At 72.3% G+C, this 16,144-nt stretch carries 12 protein-coding genes; 3 read left to right on the forward strand and 9 right to left on the reverse strand.

The genetic code is table 11. From position 1 onward, the window contains the following. Position 1: 1 nt before the first annotated feature. The 4 genes from ACIP9D_RS28630 to ACIP9D_RS28645 form a co-directional block, all read right to left on the reverse strand. Positions 2–2,380, reverse strand: a complete 2,379-nt coding sequence (locus tag ACIP9D_RS28630; protein ID WP_350874716.1) for a glycoside hydrolase family 3 N-terminal domain-containing protein — start codon at positions 2,378–2,380, stop codon at positions 2–4. 95 nt (positions 2,381–2,475) lie between these two features. Further along, entirely contained in the window at positions 2,476–3,339 is an 864-nt protein-coding gene (locus tag ACIP9D_RS28635; protein WP_400451270.1) for a carbohydrate ABC transporter permease, read from the reverse strand. Between the two features lie 2 nt (positions 3,340–3,341). Then, positions 3,342–4,340: a sugar ABC transporter permease gene (locus ACIP9D_RS28640; RefSeq protein ID WP_350874715.1), complete on the reverse strand. Its 999-nt coding sequence runs from the start codon at positions 4,338–4,340 to the stop codon at positions 3,342–3,344. After that, positions 4,337–5,644, reverse strand: a complete 1,308-nt coding sequence (locus tag ACIP9D_RS28645; RefSeq protein WP_350874714.1) for an extracellular solute-binding protein — start codon at positions 5,642–5,644, stop codon at positions 4,337–4,339. Before ACIP9D_RS28645 ends, ACIP9D_RS28640 begins: the two co-directional genes overlap by 4 nt. A 66-nt stretch (positions 5,645–5,710) precedes the next feature. On the opposite strand from ACIP9D_RS28645, the gene ACIP9D_RS28650 reads away from it, so the two are divergent. Beyond that, positions 5,711–6,838 (forward strand): LacI family DNA-binding transcriptional regulator, encoded by a 1,128-nt coding sequence (locus ACIP9D_RS28650; protein ID WP_350874713.1) that lies wholly within the window; start codon positions 5,711–5,713, stop codon positions 6,836–6,838. Between the two features lie 220 nt (positions 6,839–7,058). Continuing rightward, positions 7,059–8,096 carry a LacI family DNA-binding transcriptional regulator gene (locus tag ACIP9D_RS28655; protein WP_350874712.1) on the forward strand — a complete coding sequence of 346 codons (1,038 nt, stop codon included), beginning with the start codon at positions 7,059–7,061 and terminating at the stop codon, positions 8,094–8,096. A gap of 45 nt (positions 8,097–8,141) precedes the next feature. On the opposite strand, the gene ACIP9D_RS28660 is transcribed toward ACIP9D_RS28655, so the two are convergent. The 5 genes from ACIP9D_RS28660 to ACIP9D_RS28680 form a co-directional block, all read right to left on the reverse strand. Next, positions 8,142–9,113: an NADP-dependent oxidoreductase gene (locus tag ACIP9D_RS28660; RefSeq protein ID WP_350874711.1), complete on the reverse strand. Its 972-nt coding sequence runs from the start codon at positions 9,111–9,113 to the stop codon at positions 8,142–8,144. A 299-nt stretch (positions 9,114–9,412) separates the two neighbouring features. Then, the gene (locus tag ACIP9D_RS28665; protein WP_350874710.1) at positions 9,413–10,294 is read right to left on the reverse strand and encodes an alpha/beta hydrolase; all 882 of its coding nucleotides are present in this window, start codon (positions 10,292–10,294) and stop codon (positions 9,413–9,415) included. 195 nt (positions 10,295–10,489) lie between these two features. Continuing rightward, positions 10,490–11,299, reverse strand: coding sequence for a peptidylprolyl isomerase (locus ACIP9D_RS28670; protein WP_350874709.1), 810 nt, complete (start codon positions 11,297–11,299; stop codon positions 10,490–10,492). Between the two features lie 134 nt (positions 11,300–11,433). Continuing rightward, a complete protein-coding gene (locus tag ACIP9D_RS28675; RefSeq protein WP_350874708.1) occupies positions 11,434–12,717 on the reverse strand; it encodes a D-alanyl-D-alanine carboxypeptidase in 1,284 nt (427 codons plus the stop codon). Positions 12,718–12,870: 153 nt separating this feature from the next. Beyond that, on the reverse strand, positions 12,871–13,599 hold the full coding sequence (locus tag ACIP9D_RS28680; RefSeq protein WP_350874707.1) for a MerR family transcriptional regulator: 729 nt from the start codon (positions 13,597–13,599) through the stop codon (positions 12,871–12,873). Positions 13,600–13,775: 176 nt separating this feature from the next. Between ACIP9D_RS28680 and ACIP9D_RS28685 the strand changes: the two genes are divergently transcribed. Further along, the gene (locus tag ACIP9D_RS28685) at positions 13,776–16,049 is read left to right on the forward strand and encodes an excinuclease ABC subunit UvrA (RefSeq protein WP_350874706.1); all 2,274 of its coding nucleotides are present in this window, start codon (positions 13,776–13,778) and stop codon (positions 16,047–16,049) included. Positions 16,050–16,144: the final 95 nt, after the last annotated feature.

The following is a 16,144-nucleotide window of genomic DNA, read 5'->3' on the forward strand; positions in this document are numbered from 1 at the left end:
TTCAGCCCGCCACCGGCGTGGCGGTGATCACCGGGTGCATCCGCCGGGTGTGGTCGACGTGGCGCGCCGGCCCGCGCAGTGCCACCTGCGCCACCAGCCGGGGCTCGGTGCTGGACGCGGCCAGCCGCAGCTCCAGCTCGCCCGGCTCGACGACCCGCCGCCCGTCGCGTCCGGTGAACGAGAACACGTCGGCCGGCACGGCCAGCGCGACCCGGCAGGACGCGCCGGCTTCGAGCGGCACCCGCAGGTAGCCGATCAGTCGCTGCACGGGCTGCACCACCGAGGCGACCGGGTCGTGCGCGTAGACCTGCACCACCTCACTGCCCCACCGGGCGCCGACGTTGCGCAGCGTGAACGCCAGTCGCAGCTCACCGTCGGTCTGCGCGACCGCCCGTTCGACCGTCAGCTCCGACCAGTCGAACGTGGTGTAGGTGAGCCCGTGCCCGAAGCCGTACGCCGGGGAGGGGTCGACGTTGGAGACTTCGCTGGCCTGCCCGAGCCGGGCGGCGAGGTAGGTGGTCGGCTGGCCGCCGGTGCTGCGGGGCACGCTGACCGGAAGCCGCCCCTGCGGCTCGACCCGCCCGCTGAGCAGCCCGGCGATCGCCGGAAATCCCTCCTCGCCGGGGAAGAAGGACTGCACGATGGCCGCCGCCTCGTCGAACGCGCGGCCCAGCGCGTACGGCCGGCCGGCGACCAGCGTCACCACCACCGGCGTGCCGGCGTCCACCAACGCGTCGAGCAGCTGCTGCTGCACGCCGGGCAGGGCCAACGACTCCGCGTCGCATCCCTCACCGCTGGTGCCCCGGCCGAAGAGCCCGGCCCGGTCGCCGAGGGCCGCGATCACCACGTCGGCGTCTCGGGCCGCCTCGACGGCCGCGGCGAACCCGTCGGTCTCCGGGCCGTCGACGCTCGCGCCGGCCGCGACGACGATCTCGCTGCCCGGGAATTCGGCACGCAGCGCCTCGGCGAGGGTGGGCAGCTCGATCCCGACCGGAATCTCCGGGTGGTGGGCACCGACGTGCAGCGGGAACGAGTAGCAGCCCAGGACGGCCGTCGGGTTGTCGGCCTGCGGCCCGACCACCGCGATGCGCGCGGGCCGGGACAGCGGCAGGGCGCCGTCGTTGCGCAGCAGGACGACGGCCTGCTCGGCCACCTCGCGGGCGAGCGCCCGGTTGGCCGGCGGGTCCAGCTCGACGCTGCCCCGCACCGCCTCGGGGTCGGTGAGATCGATGCCCTCGAGCGCCGGCGGCACCGGGTCCCACCCGGCGTCGAGGAGCCCGAGCTGCGCCTTCTGCAGCAGCACCCTCCGCAGTGCCCGGTCGACCAGCGCCTCGGGCACGTGACCGGCGGCGAGCGCCGCGTGCAGCGGCTGACCGAAGGTCTTCACCGTCGGCAGTTCGACGTCCACTCCGGCGGCGAGGGCGGTGCCGGCCGCCTCGCTCCAGCTGCCGGCCACCCCGTGCAGGGTGTGCAGGAAGGCGATGCCGAAGTAGTCGGCGACCACCGTCCCGGTGAACCCCCAGGTCTCCCGGAGCAGGCCGGTGAGCAGCTCCTCGTCGGCCGCCGACGGCACCCCGTCGGTGTCGGTGTAGGCGTGCATCACCGATCGCACGCCACTCTCCCGTACCGCCATCTCGAACGGCGGCAGCATCACGTCGGCCCGCTCCCGCGGACCCATCCCGACCGGCGCGTGGTTACGCCCGGCTCGGGAGGCGGAGTAGCCGACGAAGTGTTTGAGGGTGGCCACCACGCCGGCGGACTCCAACCCCTGGATGTACGCGGTGGCAACTGTGCCCACCAGGTACGGGTCCTCGCCGACGGTCTCCTCGACGCGCCCCCAACGGGCGTCGCGGACCACGTCGAGCACCGGTGCCAGCCCCTGGTGCACACCCAGGCGGTGCAGGTCCGCACCGATGAGGGTGGCCATCCGCCGGATCAGACCCGGGTCGAAGGTGGCCCCCCAGGACAACGGCACCGGGTACGCGGTCGCGCCCCAGGTGGCGAAGCCGGCCAGGCACTCCTCGTGGGCCAGGGCCGGGATGCCGAAACGGTTCGCGGCGGCGATGCGTTGTTGGGTCCGCACCAGCGAGAGCGCGCCCAGCGCCGGGTCCACCGGTGCGGTGCCGAACGGCCGGGTCAGCTGCCCCAGCCCGGTGGCGAGCAGCTCGTCGAGGTCGACTGGCTCCTCCATCTCGTGCTGGTGGGGCGCGACCTCACCGCCGTCGGCGGACGCGCCCACCCACACGCCGTAGAGCTGCGCCACCTTCTCCGCGAGGGTCATCTCGGCGATCAGGGCGTCGACCCGGGTGGTCGGGTCGAGTGACGGGTCGTTCCAGATCGCGGTGCCAGGTTCGATGTCCAGAGTCACGTTGTCGGTCACTTTCCTCCGACGCCCATCGGCCCCCGTAGGAGGGCCCGCCGGGCGAACAGGTAGACGGTCATGCGGTGTTTCACCTCTGCGCGTACCGGTGCTGTTCAGCCCTTCACCGCACCCTGCAGGCCACCGACGATCTGCTTCTCGGCGAAGGTGAAGAACAGCAGCGCCGGCAGCATCGCCAATGACGTGAAGGCGAGGATTCCGGCGGTGTCGGAGGTGTACTGGCTGGAGAAGTTCTGCACGCCCAGCGGCAGGGTGTGCAGGTCGGCGTCGCCGAGCACGAGCAGGGGCAGGAGGAAGGCGTTCCAGCTCGCCACGAACGCGAGGACCCCGACGGTGACCAGCGCGGGTCGGGACAGCGGCAGCATGATGCGCCACAGGAAGCCCAGCCGACCCGCACCGTCGATCGCGGCGGCGTCCTCCAACTCGCGGGGGACGGCGGCCAGGAAGGGACGCAGGATCACGATCGTGAGCGGCAGCGAGAAGGCGACCTGCGGGAGGATCACCGCGTAGTAGGAGTTGATCAGGTTGAGGTCGCGCAGCATGAGGTAGAGCGGCAGGATCGCCGCCCCGGAGGGGAAGAGCAGGCCGAGGGTGAAGAAGGTGTAGAGCGCCTCCCGGCCGCGGAAGGCGTACCGGGCGAGCACGAACGCCGCGCAGACACCGAGCAGCACGACGCCGAGCGTCGTGCCCAGTGCGATCACCGCGCTGTTGAGCGCCTGCTGCCAGAAGTCGCTCTGCGTCAGCACCCTGGCGTAGTTGTCCCAGACCCACGGGTCGGGCAGCCCGGCCGGGTCAGCGATGATCTGCGGGGTGGTGCGGAAGCCGCCGACGATCACGTAGACCACCGGGGCGATCGAGACGGCGGCGATCGCGAGGGCCAGCCCGTAGGTCAGCGGACTGCCCCATGAGAACGGACGGCGGTTCCGCGACGAGGGGGACGTCAGGGCGTTCTCGGCCACGGTCAGTTCCTCCTTCCGGTGACGGCGCCCTCGATGTCGCGACGGAGGAGGAAGCGCTGGAACAGCAGCGCCGCGATGAACGAGATGGCGAACAGGATCACGGCGACCGCGTTGCCGTAACCCCACAGCCGGGCGAAGAAGCCGTTGTCCACCATGTAGGTGGCCATGGTGGCCGAGGCGCCGAGCGACCGGACCGCGGGCACCGACGTCACCCAGATCACCTCGAAGGCCTGCAACGAGCCGATCATCGACAGGAACATCCAGATCCGGATCGTGGGGCCGAGCAGCGGAAACATCACGTGGCGCTGCGTCTGCCACCAGCTCGCGCCGTCGATCGCAGCGGCCTCGGTCAGCTCGGGCGGCACGTTCGACAGGCCGGCGAGCAGGAGGATGATCGCGAAGCCGACGTATTTCCAGGTGAGGACGAACAGCATCGTCCAGATCACGACGTCGAGGTCGGCGAGCCACGCCTGCACGAAGCTGCCCAGGCCGATCTGCTTCAGCAGGGCGTCGACAGTGCCGCCGCCGGTGAGCAGCAACTTCCACATGATGCCGACGGTGACCTCGGCGAGGACGTACGGCACGAACACGAGCAGGCGGAACACGGCGCGCCCGCGGAAGCGCCGGTTGAGCAGCAGGGCCACCGCCAGGGCGAGAGGGCCCTGGATCACCAGCGAACCCACCACGATGTTGGCGTTGTTGCGCAGCGCGTCCAGGAAGACCGGGTCCTGGAAGGCGAGGACGTAGTTGTCGTAACCGACGAACTCGGTCGGGGGTCCGACTCCGCGCCAACGGAAGAGGCTGTAGTAGACAGCGAACCCCATCGGCACCAGCACGAACATCACGTAGACGACGATCGCCGGGGTGGTGAGCCCGATGATCTCGTACCACTTGCGTCTGGTCTCGGCCGCCCGGGCGGACGAGCGCCGGGCCGGCCGGGGGCCCGCCGGCGGCGCGTCCGCGCCGCCGACGGGGGTCCGGGTCGGGTTGGTGGAGGTCACTTCTTCGCGGCCGCCTTCATCGCCTCGACGACCTTCTCCGGAGTGCCGTTGCCGGCGAAGATGGCGACGACCGCGTCGTTCATCGCGTTGCCGACGGTGCTGCCGAAGGCCGTGTCCAGCCAGAGCTGCACGTACGTCGCACCGGAGGTGGCCTCCAGGATGGACTTCAGGGCAGGGTCTGCCACGCCGGACTCCGCACCCTTGGCTACGGGCAGGCCGGTGCCGGTTTCGGCGTAGCCCTTCTGCACCTCGGGGCTCACGATGTACTTGAGGAACTCGACGCACTCGGGCGGGGCGTTCTTGGCGCAGGCGAACCCGTCGCCACCGCCGAGGGCCGCCTTCGGGTCACCGGCCGAGCCGGCGATCGCCGGTACGGGGAACCAGCCGAGGAACTTCTTGAGCGCCTCCGGGTCCTCGGCGACGGTCTCCAGGGTGCCCCGGTTCCAGTCGCCCATCAGCTCCATCGCGGCCTTGCCGTTGGCGACCAGCCCGTTGGCGCTGGTCGGGTCGTTCTGGCCCGGCGTCGCGATGAAGTTCGGCTGGAACGGGTTGGTGCCGATGAAGGTCTTCAGGTCCTGGCCCGCCTTGACGAAGCACGGGTCGTCGAAGACCGGGTCGACGGACGCCTTCTTGAGCGTGTCGACCGAGCAGGCACGCAGCGCGAAGTTGTACCACCAGTGCGCGGCGGGCCACTTGTCACCGGCACCCAGCGCGATCGGGATGACGTTGATGGCCTTGAGCTTCGTGACCGCCTGGTTGAGCTCCTCGAACGTGGTCGGAGGAGCGGTGATGCCCGCTTTCGCGAACATGTCCTTGTTGTACCAGATGCCCTCGATCCCCATCCGGTACGGCAGGCCGTACTGCTTGCCGTCCACCTGCCAGATCTCGGTCGCGCTGCCGATGTTGGCGACATCGTCCTTGACCTGGTCGGTGAGGTCCTTGAGGTAGTCGGCCTCCACCTGCTCACGCATCTCGCCGCCGCCCCACGCCTGGAAGATGTCCGGCGGGTCGCTCGAGAGCAGCGCGGCGGGGAGCCGGGTGCGCTGGAGTTGGTTGGTCTCGATCGCCTCGATCTGGATCGTGACGGTCGAGTGCAGTGCGGAGAAGTCCTTCGCGACCTTCTCCCAGTACGTCTTGCCAGGCCCGTCCTGGGAGGCGTTGTGCCACCAGGTCAGGGTCACCGGGTTCTTGTAGAGCTCACTCTCGGCGGGTGCCTCGCTGTCGCCGCCGTTGCACCCGGCGACGAGCAGTGCGGTGGTCACGAACAGCGCCAGGGTGGCGCCCGCGCGGTGCTTCATCGCCATCGACACGTCTCCTCGACTAGCAGTGGCGGTGCTTAGGTGCGGCGAGTTTTACAGTCCTGTAACGGAGTGTCAACCGTTGTCGATAACGTTTTCGACTCCCTCGCGACGAGTCCCAGGTGGCCCTCTATCATCATCGGCGTGACCTTCCCGGAGCGTGTCAAGATGTCGGACGTGGCCCGTACGGCCGGCGTCTCGGTGGCGACCGTTTCGAAGGTCGTCAATGGTCGCTACGGCGTGGCGCAGGCGACCGTCAAGCGCGTCCGGGAGGTCATCCACGAGCTCGGCTACGAGGCCAGCCTGGGAGCGCAGAGCCTGCGCAGCCACCGGACGAACGTCCTCGGCATCCTGGTCGCCGAGTTCGAGCCGTTCTCGACCGAGCTGCTCAAGGGCGCGTCGAAGGAGGTCGCCGGCACCGGTTACCAACTGCTGGCCTACTCCGGCGGCGATGGCGACGGCACGGCCGTCGGCTGGGAGCGTCGCTCGCTGGCCCGCCTGTCCGGGACGCTCATCGACGGGGCCGTGATCGTCACGCCGACGGTGGTCGAGACCAAGCAGGGCTTCCATGTCGTGGCCGTCGACCCCCACACCGGCCCGTCGGGGCTGCCCACCGTCGACTCCGACAACTTCGCCGGTGCGGTGCTCGCGACCAACTACCTGCTGTCACTCGGTCACCGCCGCATCGGCCACATCAGCGGTCGCCCCGACCTCGAGTCGGCGCGCCTCCGCGAGGCCGGCTTCCGCCGGGCCATGGCCGACGCGGGCGTCGCGGTCGACGAACGACTCGTCCGTGTCGGCGGTTTCCGGGTCGAGAGCGCCGCCGCCACGGCCACGGAACTGCTGGCACCGCCCGACCGGCCGACCGCCGTCTTCGCCGGCAACGACCTCTCCGCGATCTCCACGATGGACGTCGCCCGGACCATGGGCCTCACGGTGCCCGACGACCTGTCCGTGATCGGCTTCGACAACATCCCCGAGTCGGCGCTGGTCACCCCGCAGCTCACCACGATCGCGCAGCCCCTGCAGCGCATGGGCGCCGAGGCGATGCGGCTGCTCATCGACCTCGTCGGCGGCGTCGAACGCGACCCGCACGTCCGGCTGCCGACCGAACTGGTCGTCCGGTCTTCCTGCGCCCCGTATCCGCCGTCCCCCGGGCCCGGCCGGCCGCCGTCGGCCGCGGGGGCGGCGAGCGGCTGAGCGGCGAGTCACGGGGGCTTCGCCGGGCCCGGCGACGCGGCGGCCCGTGCCGATCAGCCGGACTTCCGGGAATTCTTGGCAACTTCCCGGAACACGGTGGCGATCCGCCCTGTCGCCAGCCTCCGGTCCGTGCGGCAAGATGACCGGGACGGGGCAGCGGCGACGGGCCTTCCGGACCCGGCCCGCCGGGTCCGGCGCCGAGCCGGGGAGGGAGACGCCGGTGGACGCCGACGAGGGACGCAGGGTGACCATCACCGCCATCGCCCGGGAGGCCGGGGTCTCGGTGCCGACCGTGTCGCGGGTGCTCAACGGACGATCGGACGTCGCGCCCGGCACCCGGGAACGGGTCGAGGAGCTGTTGCGCCACCACGGTTACCGGCGTCGGGCCACCCGCGCGGTACGAAGCCCCGGCCTGCTCGACCTGGTCTTCAACGACCTTGACAGCCCCTGGGCCGTGGAGATCATCCGCGGCGTGGAGGACGTCGGCCACGCCGCCGGTCTCGGCACCGTCGTCTCGGCGATACACCGACAGTCCACCGCCGCCCGGCAGTGGCTGCAGAACCTGCGCGCCCGGGCCACCGACGGTGTCATCTTCGTGACCTCGCACGTCAGCCCCCCGCTCTACGCCCAACTGCGGCGGCTGAACGTGCCCGTGGTGGTGGTCGACCCGGCCGGCGTGCCCGCCATCGACGTGCCCACCATCGGAGCCACCAACTGGGCCGGCGGGCTCGCCGCGACCGAGCACCTGCTCTCGCTCGGGCACCGGCGGATCGGGTTCGTGGCCGGGCCGACGCACCTGCTGTGCAGTCGGGCTCGGCTGGACGGCTACCGGGCCGGGCTGGAGGCCGCCGGCGTGCCGCTGGAGGAACACCTGCTCCGGCCGGGCGACTTCTACCACGCGTCCGGCTTCGCCGCCGGGTCCTCGCTGCTCGACCTCGACGAGCCGCCGACGGCGATCTTCGCGGCGAGCGACCAGATGGCGTTCGGCGTCTACGAGGCGATCCGGCAGCGCGGACTGCTGGTCCCGGGCGACGTCAGCGTGGTCGGCTTCGACGACCTGCCCGAGGCGCGGTGGGCCTCACCGCCACTGACCACCGTGCGGCAGCCGCTGGTCGAGATGGGTCGGCTGGCCGCGCGAACCGTCCTGCGGCTCGCCCAGGGCGAGGCCATCGACTCGCCCCGGGTGGAGCTCGCCACCGAACTGGTGGTCCGCGACAGCACGGCCGCGCCGCCGGTCGGCTCGTCGCGGTCGTCGTGACGGCCCGAACCGTGTCCGGCGGGCTCCCCGAGCAATCGTCCGGCCTCAGCTCACGGTGAGCAGCAGCTTGCCCGAGTAGGAGGTCTGCAGCCGGCGATGCGCCTCCGCCGCCCGCCCGAGCGGGAACTTCTCGGCGACGTGCACCTGGAACGGTCCCGCCTCGATCAGCTCGTTGAGCCGCCGCAGCTGCCCCGGTCCGGTCTCGCCCTCGTACGCCTCGACCGTCACGCCGGGTCGCTCGTTCGGTGCCGGCTGCACACCGTTGGGGTACGCGAGCACGGCACCGTCGCGCAGCGCCTCGGCGAGCCGGTCCAGCGTCTTGCCCCCCGCCATCGCCAGCAGACCGTCGACCCCGTCCGGAGCCACCTCCCGGATCCGCGCCAGCACCTCGGCGATCTCGCCGTGGCCGTCGAGCGCCACGTCCGCGCCGAGGCGGGTCACCAACGCCACGCCCTCGGCCCCGGACGCCACGGCGATCACCTTGAGCTCCTGCCGTTTGGCCAACTGCACGGCCAGATGCCCCTGGCCGCCACTCGCGCCGAAGATCAGCAGCCACGCGCCGGCCGGCAGGCCCAGGAGATTCAGCCCCGACAACGCGGTCAGCGCGTCGGTGGGCATGGTTCCGGCATGTTCCACCGGCACTCCCGCCGGCAGCTTCGCGACGTACTCCGCCTTCGTCGCCGCGTACTCCGCGTAGAAGCCGCCCTTCGGCCGGGTGTGGGCGTACGCGTAGACCAGGTCGCCCACGGTCACGTTGGTCACCTGTCCCCCGACGGCGGCGATCGTCCCGGCCGCCTCGGCACCGGGAACGATCGGGAACGACGCGCCCTCGGGCACCAGCTTGCCCTCGCGCTCGGCGGCGTCCCACACCCCCACCCCGGCGCTCCACACCTTGAGCAGGACCTCGTCGTCGGCGATCTGCGGCACCGGCAGGATGCGCGGGGTGATCACCTCCGGACCGCCGAACTCGTCGAAGGCCGCGGCCTGCATCCGCTCGGGCACGTCGCCGTCTGGCATCTGGAATTCCTCTCCGCCCTGCTGTCTCGGGGGCACCGGTCGGCCGCGGGATGGCCGTGGTGCGAGCCTCGCGGCTCGGCGCCGCCGCCCGGCCGTCGTCGAGTCGGATGGCGAGCGCGACGGGTGCCGACAGCCGCGGGTGGACCCGGTGTCCCCGGCCGCGCCGGCATCATCGATCGCAGCATGCCGCACCCCCACCCCGGCTGGTCGGCGCTCTGCGCCGTTCACCCGGTCGGGGTACCGCGCCCGACGCGTGGCGAACGGCTCCGCGGGCTGCCCGCCGCGCTGGAGACCGGCGGCTATGAGCGGATGGCGCCGTTCGGGTGCGCCCGGCCGAGGAAGTCGCGGGCCAGGACGACGATCTCGTCCAGGTTGGTCTCCAGTGCCCAGTGCCCGCCGTCGAGCAGATGCAGCTCGGCGTCGGGCAGGTAGGCCCGGGCCGCCGCGGGCGGCATGTAGCCGTCGTGCGGTCCCCACACGATCAGCGTTGGCGGCCGGTGCTCCCGCAGGTACGACTGCATACGGGGAAAGTCGGCCAGGGTGTTGGCCTGGTCGGTGAAGATCCCGAGCAGGATCTCCGGCCGCGGTGGGGTGCTCAACTGCGCCCAGGCGAGCGTCCAGAGGTCGGGGCTGACCCGCTCCGCCAACCGCGCGGGCAGCTCACCGATGAACTCGTCGCGGAACCCCGCCGCGCTGACGTTGCCGGCCAGTTCGGCCCGCCCCTGCGGGGTGGGGCGCGACCAGTAGCGCAGCAGCGGGGCGTACTTCGGGCCGAACTCGTCCCGATAGATGTCGCCGTTCTGGACGATCAACGCGGCGACCCGCTCCGGCGCCGACATGGCCAGCCGGAAGCCGTGCTGCGAGCCGTAATCGTGCAGGTAGATCGCGTACCGGGGCAGGTCCAGGGTGTCGACGAAGCGGCGCAGGAAACGGCCGTAGCCGGCGAAGGTGTAGTCGAAATCCGCCGGGTCGGGGGTGGCGCTGTAGCCGAAACCTGGCAGGTCCGGCGCGATCAGCCGCCAGCGGTCGCCCAGCGCGGCCATCAGGTTGCGGTACTGGAACGACGAGCACGGGTAGCCATGCGGCAGCAGCACCACCGGCGCCTGCGCCGGCCCGGCCTCCCGGTAGAAGACGTCCACGCCGTCCACCGACACCCGCCGGTGCCGCACCGTTGCCGCCACCACCCGCACCTCACTCCCCCGCCGTGGCCAGGTTGATGCCCGCTCTCGCGCCGGTCATGCCGGGCGAGCAGGCACCGGCCGGTCCCGCGCCGGTGGTCCCCTACTGCGCCGGCCGTCCGGCGCCGGACCCTCGGCGACCGGCAGCGCCGCGCCGGCCGGATCGGTTCCCGGTCGGCGCGGCGCGGACGTGAGCCGTCAGCGGTGGTGGTGCCGAAGGGCCTTGCGGATGTCGACCGGCAGCGCGGGCGCGCCGTCGACGGGTGCCGGGTCCTCCTCGGTCGGGGCCACTCCCCCGGCGGCGATCCGGTCGAGCGTGGCCAGCCCGGCGCGGTCGACCGAGCCGAAGACGGTGTAGTTCGGCCGCAGCGCCGAGTCGGCGTAGACCAGGAAGAACTGGCTGCCGTTGGTGTCCGGGCCGGCGTTGGCCATGGCGAGCGTGCCCCGGGCGTAGAGCCGGCGCTCGCCCGTCGGGTCGGTGGGCGCCGGCGGCAGGTCGGTCGGCAGCTCGTCGGCGTAGCGGTAGCCGGGCCCACCCGAACCGGTTCCGGACGGATCTCCGCACTGCAGCACGCTGAGCGTGGGATACGCGGTGAGCCGGTGGCAGGAGGTCCGGTCGTAGAAGCGGTGGCGGGTCAGGTGCAGGAAGCTCTGCACCGTGCACGGCGCCGCCGCCCGGTCCAGGAGCAGCCCGATCGGGCCGTGGTTGGTCCACAACGTCACCCGGACGATGCCCCGGTCCGGCGTACGGCGGGGATCGGGCGGCAGCGGGACCGGCCGGGCCGCCGGCTCCTCCGGGGTGGCGAGGTAGCCGCACGGGCCGTGGGTGGCGCCCGAGCCGGCCGGGGCGACCGCCGGGGCGGCGGAGCCGGCGGGGGCGGCCACCGCGGCGGCGCCGGCGGCGGCGACCAGCGCCCCGGCGACCAGCGCCACGCTGGCGAGCCGGGTCAGCGTACGGGTCGGACGGCGCGCGTCGGGAATGGACTGCGGTCGTGGTTCACGCGACACGGGATCCTCCTGGACTCGTGGTACCAGAGCGACCGGAGTCTATGGATACCGTCGGTGCTTGTCGATCCGTGGCCGACCGCCCGGCGACTGGTCCGCCCGGCCGGGGTACCTGCCCGGTGCGCGCTACGCGCGGGTCAGGGTGCCTGCCTGCGGGCGACCCGACGGCGCCACACCAGCCCGGCGAGCAGCAGGACGGCCGCCGCGCCGGCCAGCCCGGCCACCGCCCAGAAGCCCGACGTCCCACCGCCCACCGGCCCGCTCGCGGCGGCCGGTCGCGGCTGGCCGGGCACTGCCGGCGGGGACGGGGTGGCCGACGGCGTCGCCGACAGCTCCCCGGGCTCGACCAGCCGACCGACCGAGGCCGACCGGGGCAGCGCGAACCCCCAGTCGAGCAGCGCCGCGCCCTGCTCCCAGCCGCGCATCGGCTGCGGCTCACCGCCCAGCAGCGTGACCACCAGCCGGCGGCCGTCGCGCTCGGCGGCGCCGACGTAGGTGTGCCGGGCCAGGTCGGTGAAGCCGGTCTTACCGCCCAGCGCACCCGGGTAGCGGTAGATCAACTGGTTCTCGTTCTGGATCTGGAAGCCCTTGGTCCGCTGCGCCGGCTGGGCGGGGATCTGGGTCAGCTCGGTCAGCGCGTACCGGCGGAACGTGGGGTCGGCGAAGCAGACGCGGGCGATCAGGGCCAGGTCGTACGCGCTGGTGAACTGCCCACGCCCGTCAAGCCCGGAGGGGGTGACCGCGTGCGTCTGGAGCGCGCCGAGCCGGCGCGCGTACTCGTTCATCGCCCGCACCCCGCCGGCCGCGCCATCGGCGCCCCCGCCCAGTCGGGCCAGCACGTTCGCCGCCTCGTTGCCCGAGTTGAGCAGCAGCCCCAGCCAGACCGTCTCGACGCTGTACCGGCCCCCTTCGACCAGTCCGACCGCCGACGAGCCGGGCTCGATCCGCATGTCCGCCGCGGTGACCGTGACGACCTGCTTCGGGTCCAGCCGCGGCAGCATGGTCGCGGCCAGCAGCAGCTTCTGCACACTGGCCGGGGTCGCGTACTCGTGCGGGCCGCAGCCGCCGAGCACCTGCCCGGTGTCCAGGTCGGCGACGAGCCAGGAGGTGGCGGTGATCTTCGGCGGCGCGGGCACCCCCACCGGCACGGCCAGCCCGGCGGTGTCCAGCTCCGGCCCGCCGACGACCCGGTCCTCGGGCACCACCGGCGGTGGGGACGGGCGCGGCGGGCGGGAGACCGCCGGGGCCGCCACGCGCGGGCAGGGCACGGCCCGCGCCGCGCCGCCCTGGCGCAGCACCGACCCGCCGGCCACCCCGGCGGGAGCGACCCGCTCCGAGGCCCCAGCGCCGGCGGCCGGGGCGGTCACGACGGCGGAGAGCAGGACGGCCGTCGCCGTGGCCGCCAGCAGCCGAACTCTCATGCCAGCACCCTAATCGGGGACCGGACCTCGCTGCCGGGCCATGGCGAACGACGATCCACTCCGGGCGTTCCGCGAGATCTTCACCCAGAGCTGCGACATGAACAGCCAGCCGGGAGGGCCGCGCCGTCGGCCGGGGCCTCGGCCGCCGCGGGGTCAGGCCGGGCCGAGCGATTCCCGGTGGCGCAGGTAGTCGTGCAGCGCGGCGGAGGCGCGCAGCCGCCGCAGGCTGCGCCGGTGCAGCTCCTGCTCCCGCCGGCCCAGCTCGGCGCGGACCCGCTGGGCGCTGCCGGTGGTGCGCAGCTCGGCCAGCACCGCCGCGATGATGTCGAACGGATAGGCGCCTCGGCGCAGCAGCGCGACCACCTGCGCCGCGCGTAGCTCGGCGTCGTCGTACACCCGGTAGCCGGTGCCCCGGGCCCGGACCGGGCGCAGCAGGCCGCGCTCCTCCCAGAGCCGAAGCTGCGAGGTGCGGACGCCGACCAGCGCGGCCACCGCGCCGATCCGGGCGCCACCGCGGGGCGCGGGCGCGACCGCCGCCGGGCTGGTCACCACCGTCTCGAACGCGCCGAGAACCCGACGTATCTCGGCCCGCTCGCGGTCCAGCTCGGCGTGCCCGCCGTCGAGCGCCGCCAGCGCGGCCGGCAGGTCGTCGCGGTGCACCGCGGCCATGATCTCCCGGGTACGCGCCCAGCCGTGCCCCTCCGCCATCCGGCGCGCCACCGCCAGCGCGCGGGCGTGCTCGGCGGTGAAGATCCGGTAACCGCTCTCGGTGCGCCGCACCGCGGGGAGCACCCCCAGGTCCACGTAGTTGCGGACCTGCTGCACCGAGATCCCGGCGGTCGCCGCCAGATCGACCGCTCGCAGCCGCTCACCGGTGTGCACGGCGACCACTGTACCGGTTACCACGTCGTTTGAGACTTTCCCCCCTATCCCGCCGCCCGCCACGCTCGGTAGTTCGCGAAACCCTCTACGAGGGCTTGAATGAGAGAATTGAAGCCGTCAGACCCCGATGCCAGGGTGGGCGTTCGCCTGCCCCACCGATCTCGTGAAGGGTTCGCATGCCGCAGCCAGCACGGTCCGTCGCCGACAGCCACGACATGATCGAGGTACGCGGGGCGCGGGAGAACAACCTCGCCTCCGTATCGGTGGACATCCCCAAGCGCCGGCTCACCGTCTTCACCGGTGTCTCCGGATCGGGCAAGTCGTCGCTCGTCTTCGGCACCATCGCCGCCGAGTCGCAGCGCCTGATCAACGAGACCTACAGCGCCTTCCTGCAGTCGTTCATGCCGAACGTGAGCCGGCCGGACGTCGACTCGCTGCGCAACCTCAGCGCCGCGATCGTGGTCGACCAGGAGCGGATGGGGGTCAACTCCCGCTCCACCGTGGGCACCGCGACCGACGCGTACGCCATGCTGCGGCTCGTGTTCAGCCGGCTGGGCACCCCGCACGTAGGTGGCGCCGGCGCGTTCAGCTTCAACCTGGCCGAGGGCATGTGCCAGACCTGTGAGGGGCTGGGCCGGGTCTCCGACCTCGACGTGCACGAACTGGTCGACATCGAGCGGTCACTCAACGACGGCGCGATCAAGGTGCCCAACTTCGCCGTCGACTCCTGGTACTGGCAGACCATTGTCGGCTCCGGCCTGTTCGACCCCGACGCCAAGCTGCAGGACTACACCCCCCAGCAGTGGGAGGACTTCCTGCACAAGCCCGCCACGAAGATCAAGATGGGCAGCAACAACTGGACGTACGAGGGTCTGGTGGTGAAGGTCCGGCGGCTCTTGCTCGCCAAGGACCGCGAGTCGATGCAGCCGCACATCCGGGCCTTCGTCGACCGGGCGGTCACCTTCACCACCTGCGCCGCCTGCGGCGGCACCCGGCTCAACGAGGCGGCGCTCTCCTCCCGCATCGCCGGCCGCAACATCGCCGAGTGCTCCTCGATGCAGATCAGCGACCTCGCCGAGTTCGTCCGCGGCATCGACGACCCGGCGGTGGCACCGCTGACCGGCAACCTGCGCGGCCTGCTGGAGTCGCTGGTCGAGATCGGCCTCGGCTACCTCAGCCTCGACCGGGAGTCGGCCACCCTCTCCGGTGGCGAGGCGCAGCGGGTGAAGATGGTCCGGCACCTGGGCTCCAGCCTCTCCGACGTCACGTACGTGTTCGACGAGCCGACGGTCGGCCTGCACCCGCACGACATCGCCCGGATGAACGGCCTGCTGTTGCAGCTGCGCGAGAAGGGCAACACGGTGCTGGTTGTCGAACACAAACCGGAGACCATCGCGATCGCCGACCACGTGGTCGACCTCGGACCGGGCGCCGGCACGGCCGGCGGCCAGATCTGCTACACCGGCGACGTCCCCGGCCTGCGCCGCTCCGGCACGCTCACCGGGCGCCACCTCGACCACCGGGTCAACCTCCGGACCGACGTACGCCGGCCGACCGGGCAGCTGCCGATCCGCAACGCCGACCTGCACAACCTGCGCGACGTCAGCGTCGACATTCCGCTCGGAGTGCTCAGCGTGGTGACCGGAGTCGCCGGTTCGGGCAAGAGCTCACTGATCCACGGCTCGCTGCAGCGGCGCAACGGGGTGGTCATCGTCGACCAGTCCCCCATCCGCGGCTCCCGACGCAGCAACCCGGCCACCTACAGCGGCCTGCTCGACCCGGTGCGCACCGCGTTCGCCAAGGCCAACGGGGTGAAGCCCGGCCTGTTCAGCGCGAACTCCGAGGGCGCCTGCCCGGCCTGCAAGGGCATCGGCCTGATCTACACCGACCTGGCGATGATGGCCGGGGTGGCGACCGTCTGCGAGCGGTGCGAGGGCCGGCGCTTCACCGACGAGGTGCTCACCTACACGCTGCGCGGAAAGAACATCAGCGAAGTGCTCGCCATGTCGGTCGTCGAGGCGTACGACTTCTTCCCCAGCGGTCCGGCCCACGTCATCCTGGGCCGGCTGGTCGACGTCGGGTTGGGCTACCTCAGCCTGGGCCAGCCGCTCACCACCCTTTCCGGCGGCGAACGGCAACGGCTCAAGCTCGCCATCCACATGGCCGAGAAGACCAGCACCTACGTCCTGGACGAGCCCACCACCGGCCTGCACCTGGCCGACGTCGACCAGCTGCTGGCGCTGCTCGACCGGCTCGTCGACGCCGGCAACACCGTCATCGTGATCGAGCACCATCAGGCGGTGATGGCACACGCCGACTGGTTGATCGACATGGGCCCGGGCGCCGGGCACGACGGCGGAAAGGTCATCTTCACCGGTACGCCCGCCGAGCTGGTCGCGCGCGGCGACACGCTGACCGCCCAGCACCTGCGGGAGTACGTAGCCGCCTGACGCCTCTCCTACCCGGCGGTGAGCAGGCCGGGACGCCCGGCCTTTCGGTTTCGCGCTCCTGGGTGGGCAGCCACTGAACCCGGGCGCTGGGCGCC

This window comes from Micromonospora sp. NPDC093243, from assembly GCF_044753725.1.
Lineage (GTDB): Bacteria > Actinomycetota > Actinomycetes > Mycobacteriales > Micromonosporaceae > Micromonospora.

Excerpts from the sequence above, each read along its gene's own strand:
- ACIP9D_RS28645 (WP_350874714.1), bottom strand. The coding sequence starts at position 5,644 with ATGGCGATGAAGCACCGCGCGGGCGCCACCCTGGCGCTGTTCGTGACC.
- ACIP9D_RS28660 (WP_350874711.1), bottom strand. The coding sequence starts at position 9,113 with ATGCCAGACGGCGACGTGCCCGAGCGGATGCAGGCCGCGGCCTTCGAC.
- ACIP9D_RS28675 (WP_350874708.1), bottom strand. The coding sequence starts at position 12,717 with ATGAGAGTTCGGCTGCTGGCGGCCACGGCGACGGCCGTCCTGCTCTCC.
- ACIP9D_RS28685 (WP_350874706.1), top strand. The coding sequence starts at position 13,776 with ATGCCGCAGCCAGCACGGTCCGTCGCCGACAGCCACGACATGATCGAG.